The organism is Variovorax sp. IB41, assembly GCF_016405905.1.
Classification (GTDB): domain Bacteria; phylum Pseudomonadota; class Gammaproteobacteria; order Burkholderiales; family Burkholderiaceae_C; genus Variovorax.
Genome location: NZ_JAEFCB010000003.1, coordinates 174,131 through 186,621 on the forward strand (window position 1 = coordinate 174,131; position 12,491 = coordinate 186,621).

Here is a 12,491-nt window from a genome sequence, read left to right on the forward strand (position 1 = left end):
TGTGCGCCGAAGGCGCCTCAGGTCACGGCCACGCGCTTGGAGCGGTGCGCCATGCGCTTGGCGATCACGGCGCCCAGCGCCATCGCGATCTCCAGCGCCATGTTGGGCTGGCGGTTCGACATTTCCGCAAAGCGGATCGCGGTGAGGCGCCAGACGCGTCCCGCGCCGGTGACGACCACGTTGGCCGAGTGCGGCTGGCGCGAGAAGAAAGCGCCTTCGCCCACCACCGCGCCGGGCGTGAGGACCGCCAGGCGCATCTGTTCCTTGCTGCTGACGCGGTGCACGCTGATGGCGCCGCTCTCGACAAAGAACACTGACCGGTCGGGTGTGTTCTGCTCGATCAGCACGTCGCCCACGCCGGTGTCGATGGGCTGCAGGTAACCGGCCACCGTTTCCCATTGCTGGACGGTGAAGGTCAACGCAAAGGCGTCGGTGCTCGTGTTTTCCGCGATGGCGCGGCTCAGGTTCAGGATGGACATGTTTTTTTCGGCCCCCGCATGTGAGTCGAAGTATCCGCGAAGGCCACGCGTTTCGGCTACAAGTGTTTACGTTTCGCCGGGCGGCGCGTCGCCATGTGTCGCTATTTCCCGATACAGAAGCGCGAAAAGATGACGCCCAGCAGATCGTCGGCGCCGAACTCCCCGGTGATCTCGTTGAGCGCGTTCTGCGCGAGGCGCAGCTCCTCGGCCAAGAGATCAAGCAGCTGCGCTTGGGCCGCGAGGTGGCTCGCGGCCAGCGCCAGGTGCGTCTCGACCCGGCCGAGCGCCTGCACGTGGCGCGCGCGCGCGAGGTAGACGCCTTCAGGCACGGATTGCCAGCCGGCCATGGCCAGCAACTGATCGCGCAGGGCCTCGATGCCCAGGCCGGTCTTCGCCGAGAGCGCGATGCCTTGAGCCGGAGCGGTGCCCGGCGCAGCGTCCTGCTTGTTCCAGACATCGAGCACCGGCACGCTCGCGGGCAGCTTGCCCTGCAGGCCGCGCAGGATTTCGGCGTCGGCGGCGGCGTAGTCCGGCTGCTCGGCGCGCGTCAGGTCGTGCAGGAACAGCACGGCGTCGGCGTTTTCGATTTGTCCCCAGGCGCGCGCCACGCCGATCTGCTCGACCTCGTCGCTGCTGTCGCGCAGGCCCGCCGTGTCGGCCACGTGCAGCGGCACGCCGTGGATCTGGATGGTCTGCGAGACCACGTCGCGCGTGGTGCCCGCCACCGCGCTCACGATGGCCAGCTCGGCGCCGGCCAGGGCGTTGAGCAGCGAGCTCTTGCCCGCGTTCGGCTGGCCCGCGATGACGACCTTGATGCCTTCGCGCAGCAGGGCGCCTTGCTTGGCGCGCTGCTGCACGGCGGCGAGTTGCGACTGCAGCCTCGCGAGCTGCCCAGCCGCATCGGCCTTCTGCAGGAAGTCGATTTCCTCTTCCGGAAAGTCGAGCGTCGCCTCGACCAGCATGCGCAGGTGGATCAGCGCATCGCGCAGCGTGTGGATCTCGCGCGAGAACGCGCCCGAGAGCGAACGCCCGGCGCTGCGTGCCGCGGCCTCGGTGCTGGCGTCGATCAGGTCGGCGATGGCCTCGGCCTGCGCCAGATCGATCTTGCCGTTGAGGAACGCGCGCTGGCTGAATTCGCCCGGCTCGGCCACGCGCAGGCCGACAAGGCGCGGGCGTCCGGTGACCGGGTCGGCTTCGGCCGCGGCTTCGAGACAGCGCGCCAGCAGCAGCTGCAACACGACCGTGCCGCCGTGCGCCTGCAGCTCGAGCACGTCTTCGCCGGTGAAGGAGTTCGGCGAAGGAAAGTGGATCGCCAGCCCGTGATCGACCGGCTCGCCGCCGGCGTCCCGAAACGGCAGGTACGTCGCCTCGCGCGGCTTGAGCGCGCGCCCGCAGACCGCCTCGATCAACGGCGCCAGCCGGGCGCCGGACACCCGCACGATGCCCACTGCCCCGCGCCCCGAGGCGGTGGCGACGGCGACGATGGGATCGGTGGTGCGGGCGAAGGTCATGGCAGCGCGATTCTTTCAGCAAAAAGGAAAAGGGCCGCGGATGCGGCCCTTTGCGGTGGCGACGAAGCGCCGGTGGGTGGGCGGCTTACTTGCCCAGCACGCCCAGCCGCTTGTTGATGAACCACTGCTGCGCGATCGACAGCACGTTGTTCGTGATCCAGTACAGCACGAGGCCGGCGGGGAAGAAGATGAACATCACGCTGAACGCGAGCGGCATGATCCACATCAGCTTGGCCTGCATCGGATCGGGCGGCGTCGGGTTGAGCCAGGTCTGGAAGAGCGACGTGAGCGTCATCACGACCGGCAGGATGTACCAGGGGTCCGGTGCCGAGAGGTCGGTGATCCAGCCGATCCACGGTGCGTGGCGCATTTCGACCGACGACAGCAGCACCCAGTAGAGCGCGATGAACACCGGGATCTGGATCACGATGGGGAAACAGCCGCCCATCGGATTGACCTTCTCGGTCTTGTAGATCCGCATCATCTCCTGCTGCATCTCTTGCGGCTTGTCTTTGAGCCGCTCGCGCATTTCCATGATCTTGGGATTGATGGCCTTCATCTTGGCCATGCTGGCGTAGGCCTTGGCGTTGAGCCAGTAGAAGGCCGCCTTCAGCAGCACCACCAGCGCCACGATCGACCAGCCCCAGTTGCCCAGGATGCCGTGCAGCTGGGTGAGCAGCCAGTACAGCGGCTTGGAGATGATCGCGAAGATGCCGTAGTCCTTCACCAGGTCCAGGCCGGGGGCGATGGTTTCGAGCTTCTTTTCTTCTTCGGGGCCGGCGAACAGCACGCTGTTCACGAGTTGCGTGGCGCCCGGGGCAATCTTGGGCAGCGTGGCCACCATGGCGACGGTGAAGAGGTTGTCGCCCAGGTCCTTCACGCGGAATTCGCGGCGCAGTTGCTCGCTGGCCGGGTCACCCTTGAGGAGCCAAGCCGACGCGAAGTAGTGCTGCACCATCGCGATCCAGCCGTCGTTGGCCGGCGGCGGCGGCTCGATCTTGCCCTTGGCAATGTCCTTGAAGTCGAGCTTGTGGAACTTCTTCTCGTTGGTGTAGGCGGCCGGACCGGTGAAGGTGTTGGTGCCGAACATCGTGCTGCTGGCCACCGTGCCGTGGCGCAGGAGCTGCATGTAGAGCTGCGCGTCGCGCGGCTGGTCGCTCACGTTGGCCACTTCGTGGCGCACGCCGATGGCGTAGTCGCCGCGGTGGAACACGTAGGTCTTGGTGTACTTCAGGCCGCCGACGGGGGCGCTCTCGAAGCTCACTTCCAGCGTGTTCTGGCCGTCGGCCATTTCGCGGGGGCCGGCCTTGGCCGTCATCGGCGTCAGGTGGTTGGGAAAGCGCTCACCCGAGTCGACGGGGTTCAGGAGGCCCGTCTGCGCCACGTAGCGCGTGGCCGGCGAGCCGTTCTCGAACAGCACGACGCGCTTGGTGCGGTCGGCCTCGTCGTACTTCTGCAGCTCCAGGTTGTTGACCGTGCCGCCATCGCTGTCGATCGTGGCCTTGAACAGGTCGGTGGTCACGACGACCTGCTCGCGGGGCGCGGCCGCCGCGGCCTGCGTGGGCACGGCGCCGGCGTTGCCGCTGGTGGTGCCGGATGCCGTCGGCACGCCGTTGCTGCTGGTTGCGGGTGTGGTGCCGGCCGGCGCTGCGGCCACGGCCGCCGGCTTGCTCGACGGCAGGAAGGTCGGCTTGTTGCCGTTGAAGACCTGCCATTGGTCCCACAGCAATACCAGCGAGAACCCAAAAATCACCCACAGGATCGTGCGGCGGATATCGTTCATGACGAAGACTTCTTGTCGGAGGAGAGAAGAGACGAAAACAGCGAGCCTGACTTGTCAGTGCGACACGGTGATTTCGGTGGAACCGGATCGTGGCCGCCCTGGCACCAGGGCTGGCAACGCGCGATGCGGTGCAGAGTGAGGTAGCTGCCCTTGAGCGCACCGTGCACCTCCAGCGCCTCGATCGAATACACCGAGCAGGTCGGCGTGAAGCGGCACGACTGGCCGAGCCAGGGGCTCAGCAGCAGGCGGTAGCCCTTCACGAGGCCGATCAGCAGGCGTTTCATGAGGAGGAGGGAGAAGAAGGTGCCGGTGCCGGTGCCGGTGCGGGTGAACGCGCGGCGCGCGCCAGCAACTGCTGGAGTTCGGCGCGCACGGCGCCCTTGAGCTTGTCCGAGGACGCGCTCACGAATTCCTTGCGATCGAACCCCGCCCGCAGCCGCACCACGTGCGCAGCACGAGGCAAGCCGACGTCGGGCGCGGCGCTCACGGTATAGATCTGGCGCTTGATGGCGTTGCGCGTGACGGCACGACGCGCCCAGCGCTTGGGCACCATGGCGCCCAGCCAGACATCGTCAGACGCGAACAGCGGCGCTGCGCTCGATGCGAGATCGAGCGCACAGCGATGCAATGCGAAATGGGCAGTGCGCGCCACAGTGGCACCTGCGAGGACGGCCTGGAATTGCGCGCGGGTCTTGAGCCGCTGCATGGAACCCGAGCCGCGTCCGTCGTTACCGATCGGGCCGCGTGCGCCAGCTGAAGGTGCTGGCGCGGGCGGTTCGGCTGCTGGCAACGGCAGGTGAGCCGCCGTCAGACGGCCAGGCGCTTGCGGCCCTTGGCGCGGCGTGCGTTGATGACGGCACGGCCGCCGCGGGTCTTCATGCGGACCAGAAAGCCGTGGGTACGGGCGCGGCGGACTTTGGATGCTTGGTATGTGCGTTTCATGATGGTTCCAGATTCCCTGATTTCCGCATGCGAAAAGCGCGCGGGCGCTGGGGAGCGTGTTTCGGATGGCCCCCGAAAGACGCAATGAGGTTTTCAGGGAAACCCGCAATTATCGCAAACATTCGGCCGGGGAACAATCTTCGACTGGATTTGCGGGCCTTTCGCAGCCGTCCACAGCGTGTGGATAAGGTTTTGACAAGTTAGAATGCCCGGCGCCTTCCAGCAGAGAATATCCACAATACCTATACCAAGAAATGCCCGAGGGATTCACCACTTTTCAAAGCGCCCATGTCGACTGACGGCATCGGCGAAAGCCTCTGGCAGGCCTGCGTCGACCAGCTCGCGCAGGAGCTGTCCGAGCAGCAGTTCAACACCTGGATCAAGCCCCTGACCGCACAGGTTGCGGACGACCTGTCGCGCATGACGGTGTTCGTGGCCAACCGCTTCAAGCTCGACTGGATCCGCGCCCAGTACGCCGGCAAGATCGCCGCCATGGCCGAGAAGATGTACGGCCAGCCGGTGGCTGTCGAGTTAGCGCTTGCTCCTCGCGAAGCGCCCGTGCGCTCTACCCCCGTGGCCGTGATGACCGAGACCGACGTGCCGCGCGACGTGGCCGGTCCGGGCGAGGAGCCGGCCGCCGCCGGCTTCAAGAATCGCCTCAATTCAGGCCTCACTTTCGACACCCTGGTCGAAGGCACGGCCAACCGCATGGCGCGCGCCGCGGCCATGCACGTGGCCGGCATGCCGGGCCATCTGTACAACCCGCTTTTCATCTACGGCGGCGTCGGCCTGGGCAAGACCCACCTGATGCACGCTGTGGGTAACCGGCTCCTGGCCGATCGCCCCGATTCCAAAGTTCTCTACATCCACGCCGAGCAATTCGTCTCGGATGTGGTCAAAGCCTATCAGCGCAAGACTTTCGATGAGTTCAAGGAGCGGTACCACTCGCTCGACCTGCTCCTAATCGACGACGTGCAGTTCTTCGCCAACAAGGACCGCACGCAGGAAGAATTCTTCAACGCGTTCGAGGCCCTGCTGGCCAAGAAGTCGCACATCGTGATGACCAGCGACACCTATCCCAAGGGCCTGGCCGACATCCACGAGCGCCTGGTTTCGCGCTTCGATTCGGGCCTCACGGTCGCGATCGAGCCGCCCGAGCTCGAGATGCGCGTGGCCATCCTGATCAACAAGGCGCGCGCCGAATCGGCCGAAATGCCCGAGGAAGTGGCCTTCTTCGTCGCCAAGAACGTGCGCTCCAACGTGCGCGAGCTCGAAGGGGCGCTGCGCAAGATCCTGGCTTACTCGCGCTTCAACCAGAAGGAGATCTCGATCGCCCTGGCGCGCGAGGCGCTGCGCGACCTGCTGTCGATCCAGAATCGCCAGATCTCGGTCGAGAATATCCAGAAGACGGTGGCCGACTACTACAAGATCAAGGTCGCCGACATGTACAGCAAGAAACGCCCGGCCAGCATTGCGCGGCCGCGGCAGATCGCGATGTACCTGGCCAAGGAGCTCACCCAGAAGAGCCTGCCGGAAATCGGCGAGCTGTTCGGCGGGCGCGACCACACGACGGTGCTGCACGCGGTGCGCAAGATCTCGGGCGAGCGCCAGCAGCTCACCGAGCTCAACCAGCAGCTGCACGTCCTCGAACAGACGCTCAAGGGCTGAAGCCGGATGCCATCAAAAATGCCCCTCGCGACAGCGGAGAATGGCGTCTTACAAGCTGATTCAAAGAGATAAGAGAAGAGGAAGAAGACATGATCGTTTTGAAGGCAACCCAAGACAAGGTTCTTGCAGCGCTGCAGTCGGTGTCGGGCATCGTCGAGCGGCGCCACACGCTGCCGATCCTGGCGAACGTGCTGATCCGCAAGACCGGCGGCCAGCTGCAGCTGACCACCAGCGACCTCGAGATCCAGATCCGCACCACGGCCGAGCTGGGCGGTGACGAAGGCAACTTCACCACCACCATCGGCGCGCGCAAGCTCATCGACATCCTGCGCACCATGCCCGCCGACCAGACCGTGAGCCTGGAATCGAGCGCGAGCAAGCTGGTGCTCAAGGGCGGCAAGAGCCGCTTCACGCTGCAGTCGCTGCCCGCCGAAGACTTTCCGCTGGTGCAGGAAGCGGCCAATTTCGGCCCCGTGTTCAGCGTGCCGCAAAAGACGCTGAAGGACCTGCTCTCGCAGGTCTCGTTCGCGATGGCGGTGCATGACATCCGCTATTACCTGAACGGCATCCTCTTCGTGGCCGAAGGCAAGCAGCTGAGCCTGGTGGCCACCGACGGTCACCGCCTGGCGTTCTCCTCGGCCATGCTGGACGTCGAAGTGCCGCGGCAAGAGGTGATCCTTCCGCGCAAGACGGTGCTGGAGATGCAGCGCCTCCTGTCCGACGCCGAAGGCGCCATCGAGATGCAGTTCGCCAACAACCAGGCCAAGTTCAGCTTCGGCGGCATGGAGTTCGTCACCAAGCTGGTCGAGGGCAAGTTCCCCGACTACAACCGCGTGATCCCCAAGAACCACAAGAACACCGTCACGCTCGGCCGCGCGCCGCTCTTGGCCAGCCTGCAGCGCACCGCCATCCTGACCAGCGAGAAGTTCAAGGGCGTGCGCCTGAACATCGAGCCGGGCACGCTGCGCATCGCATCGAACAACGCCGAGCAGGAAGAAGCCCAGGACGAACTCGACATCGACTACGGCGGCGACGCCATCGAAATCGGCTTCAACGTCACCTACCTGATCGACGCGCTGTCCAACATGGACCAGGACATGGTCAAGCTGGACTTGGCCGACTCCAACAGCTCGGCCTTGTTAACCATCCCCGAGAACGCATCTTTCAAGTACGTCGTGATGCCGATGCGTATCTAGCAGACAGACCACAAAGCGCCTTGCGCACACAACCCGCGGCCCTCCGCGGGTTTGCGCTTTCAAGAGGCGGCGAATTGAGTTCTTGAGAGCCCGAAAAATCACGTCAATGCCGTGAGAGAGATAGAGGAATATCGAATGAGTGCAGAAGAAAACAAGCCCGAAGTCCCGCACACCGAGCCGGTCTACACCCCTGAAGTCCAGATCGTCGCGCCCGAGGTCATCCTGGCCGACACCAGCTACGGCGAAGGCTCGATCACGATCCTGGAAGGGCTTGAAGCCGTGCGCAAGCGCCCCGGCATGTACATCGGTGACACCTCCGACGGCACGGGCCTGCACCACCTGGTGTTCGAAGTGGTGGACAACTCCATCGACGAGGCGCTCGCGGGCCACTGCGACGACATCGTCGTCACGATCCACAGCGACAACTCCATCTCCGTCACCGACAACGGCCGCGGCATCCCGACCGGCGTGAAGATGGACGACAAGCACGAGCCCAAGCGCTCGGCCGCCGAAATCGCCCTCACCGAACTGCACGCGGGCGGCAAGTTCAACCAGAACAGCTACAAGGTCTCGGGCGGCCTGCACGGCGTGGGCGTCTCCTGCGTGAACGCGCTGAGCGTGAAGCTGCGCCTGATCGTGCGCCGCGAAGGCAAGATCCACGAGCTCGAATTCAGCCGCGGCTTCGTGCAGAACCGCCTGCTGGAAACCGTGAACGGCTTCGAGGTCTCGCCCATGAAGATCATCGGCGACACCGACAAGCGCGGCACCGAAGTGCACTTCCTGCCCGACACCGAGATCTTCAAAGAGAACGCCGACTTCCACTATGAAATTCTCAGCAAGCGCCTGCGCGAGCTGAGCTTCCTGAACAACGGCGTGCGCATCCGCCTCTTGGACGAGCGCACCGGCAAGGAAGACGACTTCTCGGGCACCGGCGGCGTGCGCGGCTTCGTGGAGTTCATCAACAAGGGCAAGACCGTCCTGCACCCGAACTCGTTCTATGCGGCGGGCGAAAAGCCGGCCGACACCTACGGCGGCATCCCCGGCACGCACATCGGCGTGGAAGTGGCCATGCAGTGGAACAGCGGCTACAACGAGCAGGTGCTCTGCTTCACCAACAACATCCCCCAGCGTGACGGCGGCACCCACCTGACGGGCCTGCGCGCCGCGATGACCCGCGTCATCAACAAGTACATCGAAGAGAACGAGTTCGCCAAGAAGGCGAAGGTCGAAGTCACCGGCGACGACATGCGCGAAGGCCTGTGCTGCGTGCTGAGCGTGAAGGTGCCCGAGCCCAAGTTCTCCAGCCAGACCAAGGACAAGCTGGTGTCCAGCGAAGTGCGCGCGCCCGTGGAAGACATCGTCGGCCGCCTGCTCACCGACTACCTGCAGGAGCGCCCGAACGACGCCAAGATCATCTGCGGCAAGATCGTCGAGGCCGCCCGCGCCCGCGAAGCGGCCCGCAAGGCCCGCGAAATGACCCGCCGCAAGGGCGTGCTCGACGGCATGGGCCTGCCCGGCAAGCTGGCCGACTGCCAGGAGAAAGATCCTGCCCTCTGCGAGGTCTATCTGGTGGAGGGCGACTCCGCCGGCGGGTCCGCCAAGCAGGGCCGCGACCGGAAGTTCCAGGCCATCCTGCCGCTGCGCGGCAAGATCCTGAACGTGGAGAAAGCGCGCTACGAGAAGCTGCTCACCAGCAACGAAATCCTGACGATGATCACCGCGCTGGGCACCGGCATCGGCCGCGCGGGCGCCACGACCTCGGGCGGCGGCGCGGACGACTTCAACGTCGCCAAGCTGCGCTACCACCGCATCATCATCATGACCGACGCCGACGTGGACGGCGCCCACATCCGCACGCTGCTGCTCACGTTCTTCTACCGGCAGATGCCCGAGCTGGTCGAGCGCGGCCACATCTACATCGCGCAGCCGCCGCTGTACAAGGTGAAGGTCGGCAAGGAAGAGCAGTACCTGAAAGACGGCCCCGCGCTGGACGCGTTCCTCTTGAAGGTGGCGTTGAAGGACGCGCGCATCGAGACCGGCGGCGCCGGCTCCACCACGCTCTCGGGCGACACGCTGGGCGAGCTGGCGCGCAAGCACCAGGTGGCCGAGGCCGTGATCGCGCGCCTTCGCAACTTCATGGACGCCGAGGCCCTGCGCGCCATCGCCGACGGCGTGGCGCTCGACCTGGACACCACGCCCGCCGCCGAAGCCTCGGCCGTGGCGCTGCAGGCCAAGCTGCGCGAACTCAACACCACCGGCATCCCGGCCGAGGTGAGCAGCGAATTCGACGCCCGCACCGACAAGCCGCTCTTGCGCATCAGCCGGCGCCACCACGGCAACATCAAGAGCAGCGTGCTCACGCAGGACTTCGTGCACGGCGCCGACTACGCCGCGCTGGCCGAAGCGGCCAACACCTTCCGCGGCCTCCTGAGCACCGAAGGTGCCGTGGTCAAGCGCGGCGAGGGCGAACGCGCCAAGGAAGAAAAGGTCGACGACTTCCGCCAGGCCATGAAGTGGCTCATCAGCGAAGCCGAACGCGCCACCTCGCGCCAGCGCTACAAGGGCCTGGGCGAAATGAACCCCGAGCAGCTGTGGGAAACCACCATGGACCCGGCCGTGCGGCGCCTCCTGCGCGTGCAGATCGACGACGCGATCGAAGCGGACCGCGTGTTCACGATGCTGATGGGCGACGAGGTGGAACCGCGGCGCGAGTTCATCGAGCAGAACGCATTGCGGGCGGCGAATATCGACGTTTGAGCGGAGCGCGTAATTTCCGAAATGATTGCCGCAATTCCTGAGGGGATTGCGGCAATTTTTATTGCGCCGACGCAATAGGCCGGAATTTACCGAAAATACCTTCACCGAATTATCAATTCCTGGCGCAGGAATTGAATGACGTGCGTTGGAAAATTCCATAGCCCGAGGCGTTCAAATGCCTGCGCCGTGGCGTCTTGACGGGATGATCTCTCGGCTTTCAACCGGCGGGAGAGCCAGAAATTTCTCCGGCCTTCCTGGGCTGAAGCCGCATAAACAGGGGCTTCCGGGCGATCACTGGCTGGCTTATTTATCAGCCGTATATTCTTCTTCCCCCTGACTTCTAAAGCAAAAAAATCCGGGGGAGTTCTAATTAAATTGCCTATTCAATTGCTTCGCTCTTGCACCGCGCTATTGGCGGCCTAGCCAAAACCGCCGGTCCCGCGCTGCCTTTCTTTCGCTCCGCAAGCGATCCTGCGAATTCAAATCCTGCGGCCGCCGCGCGGCGACATCGAGCCTTCTGACGTATTCATCTAGCTGGCTGCATCCGGCTATTGCGCTGTTGGTGTTGCTGCTCGACGATGACAACTCGTGAGACATGGCTTTTCGTGTTCATCGAGGCATGAATAAAGGCACGCGGACGCGAGCCGGCGCGCGGCCATGCACCGCCGTAGGCCCGGCCCATGCACCCCCGCGGACCGCCCTCCAGACCGTCGCACATCAGGGTTTCCGTGAGGTAGGTAGCCGAAACGGGCCGCGATGCCCGTCACACAGCCGTCATCAGCTATTAAAACAATAGCGTTCAACTCGAATTCGAGGATCGTTCCTCGTAAACGCTATATCTAGCCCGACTCTTGCTAAGCAAAATCCTCGACGGATTTCACGTCATGCAAGATCGAGGACAACAAGCAATGAACCCTACGCGTCTCCGGCGGCCCCTGGCCGCTTTGGTACTGGGCGGTACAGCAGCATTCCTCGGCGCCGTTTTGCCGGCCCACGCTTTCTCGAACCCGCCCATCCAGGTGGCGCAGGGCATCGAGTACATGTGCGGCGGCGCAGTCAAGGGCGAGGCCGAGTTCATGGAAATGGTGGCGCCGCGCTGGGCCGCGACGATCGAGCTGGGCGTGAGCGATGGCAAGGGCGCGCAGCTGGCCGGCTTTCCGGCCAAGGCCTCGGTGCAGATCCGCCAGAAGTACACCGGCCAGGCAGTGATGGACGTGGAAACGCGCGCGCCCTACATGCTGGCGCGCCTGAACCCCGGCGCCTACGACGTGAACGTGACGCTGGGCGGGCTCACGCTCACCCAGTCGCTGATCGTGATTGCCGGCGCGCCGGCCCGCGCGTCGTTCCTCTGGCCGTCGAACTTCGACATGGCCTCGGTCACGCCGCCGATGCCGCAGACGCAGGCGCTGGCGCAGACTTCCGCCGCCCGCTGAGCATTCATCGGCAAGAGCACCACGGCCGCATGCGTGGCCTGTGGTCAGCCTTTTCTAAGTCGTGCGCCGCACATTCGCGATGTGGCTTCTCGCCACCACGACCAGGAAAGGATTCAAGACCATGACCTCCCGTTTTTCTTCTTCACCGGGCACGCGGCCGCTGGCGGCCGCCCTGTTGTGCGGCGCCGTCCTGCTGGGGGCGTTTTCGACGGCCCAGGCGGCGGTGAATCCGCCGATCTACATGACGCACGGCGTCGAATACATGAGCGGCGGCATCGGTAGCGATGAAGCGCAGCTGATGGAGACGGTCTCGCCGCGCTGGCCCGCCACGTTCGAATTCGCGGTCAAGGACCACAAGGGCAGCGCCGACTTCGCCGCCGGCGTGCACGTCACGGTGCGCGACAGCAGCGGCACCGCGCTGCTGGAGAACGTGGTCTCGGGCGGCCCGTTCATGGTGGCGCGGCTGGAGCCGGGCAACTACGAAGTCGAAGCGCGCATCGGCAGCCAGGTGCTCAAGCAGCCGCTGCATGTGCTGCAGGGCGCGGCCGCGAAGGCCGTCTTCGAATGGCCGGCGGGCACCGACATGGCCTCGGCCGGCACGCGCACGGTGCAGTGACGCGGCGGCGCCGGCGGACGGCACAGTTCGCCGAGGCCCGTCCGGCGGCGAAATTTTGACGATCGTCAACCCGCAGCGCCCGCTATCCGGGCGCCGTGCGCTATAG

General features: G+C 65.0%; 11 protein-coding genes. 5 read left to right on the plus strand and 6 right to left on the minus strand.

Going from position 1 to position 12,491, the window contains the following annotated elements:
* Positions 1 to 17: 17 nt before the first annotated feature.
* The 6 genes from JC881_RS09430 to rpmH all read right to left on the minus strand — a co-directional run bounded on the left by JC881_RS09430 (position 18) and on the right by rpmH (position 4,715).
* Positions 18 to 479, minus strand: a complete 462-nt coding sequence (locus JC881_RS09430) for a Crp/Fnr family transcriptional regulator (protein WP_198785456.1) — start codon at positions 477 to 479, stop codon at positions 18 to 20.
* 101 nt (positions 480 to 580) lie between these two features.
* Entirely contained in the window at positions 581 to 1,990 is a 1,410-nt protein-coding gene (mnmE, locus tag JC881_RS09435) for a tRNA uridine-5-carboxymethylaminomethyl(34) synthesis GTPase MnmE (protein ID WP_198785457.1), read from the minus strand.
* An 85-nt stretch (positions 1,991 to 2,075) separates the two neighbouring features.
* Positions 2,076 to 3,773, minus strand: a complete 1,698-nt coding sequence (gene yidC, locus JC881_RS09440) for a membrane protein insertase YidC (protein ID WP_198785458.1) — start codon at positions 3,771 to 3,773, stop codon at positions 2,076 to 2,078.
* Positions 3,770 to 4,057: a membrane protein insertion efficiency factor YidD gene (gene yidD / locus JC881_RS09445; protein ID WP_013544365.1), complete on the minus strand. Its 288-nt coding sequence runs from the start codon at positions 4,055 to 4,057 to the stop codon at positions 3,770 to 3,772. The genes yidC and yidD overlap by 4 nt, the downstream gene beginning before the upstream one ends.
* A complete protein-coding gene (locus JC881_RS09450; protein WP_198785459.1) occupies positions 4,054 to 4,479 on the minus strand; it encodes a ribonuclease P protein component in 426 nt (141 codons plus the stop codon). Before JC881_RS09450 ends, yidD begins: the two co-directional genes overlap by 4 nt.
* 101 nt (positions 4,480 to 4,580) lie before the next feature.
* A complete protein-coding gene (gene rpmH / locus JC881_RS09455) occupies positions 4,581 to 4,715 on the minus strand; it encodes a 50S ribosomal protein L34 (protein ID WP_007834827.1) in 135 nt (44 codons plus the stop codon).
* Positions 4,716 to 5,003: 288 nt separating this feature from the next.
* Between rpmH and dnaA the strand changes: the two genes are divergently transcribed.
* The 5 genes from dnaA to JC881_RS09480 all read left to right on the plus strand — a co-directional run bounded on the left by dnaA (position 5,004) and on the right by JC881_RS09480 (position 12,385).
* Positions 5,004 to 6,383 (plus strand): chromosomal replication initiator protein DnaA, encoded by a 1,380-nt coding sequence (dnaA, locus tag JC881_RS09460; protein WP_093435740.1) that lies wholly within the window; start codon positions 5,004 to 5,006, stop codon positions 6,381 to 6,383.
* Positions 6,384 to 6,472: 89 nt separating this feature from the next.
* Positions 6,473 to 7,579, plus strand: a complete 1,107-nt coding sequence (gene dnaN, locus JC881_RS09465; protein WP_013538472.1) for a DNA polymerase III subunit beta — start codon at positions 6,473 to 6,475, stop codon at positions 7,577 to 7,579.
* A gap of 135 nt (positions 7,580 to 7,714) precedes the next feature.
* A complete protein-coding gene (gyrB, locus tag JC881_RS09470; RefSeq protein WP_198785460.1) occupies positions 7,715 to 10,336 on the plus strand; it encodes a DNA topoisomerase (ATP-hydrolyzing) subunit B in 2,622 nt (873 codons plus the stop codon).
* A 908-nt stretch (positions 10,337 to 11,244) separates the two neighbouring features.
* Positions 11,245 to 11,769 (plus strand): hypothetical protein, encoded by a 525-nt coding sequence (locus JC881_RS09475; RefSeq protein WP_198785461.1) that lies wholly within the window; start codon positions 11,245 to 11,247, stop codon positions 11,767 to 11,769.
* 121 nt (positions 11,770 to 11,890) lie between these two features.
* Positions 11,891 to 12,385 carry a hypothetical protein gene (locus tag JC881_RS09480; protein ID WP_198785462.1) on the plus strand — a complete coding sequence of 165 codons (495 nt, stop codon included), beginning with the start codon at positions 11,891 to 11,893 and terminating at the stop codon, positions 12,383 to 12,385.
* Positions 12,386 to 12,491: the final 106 nt, after the last annotated feature.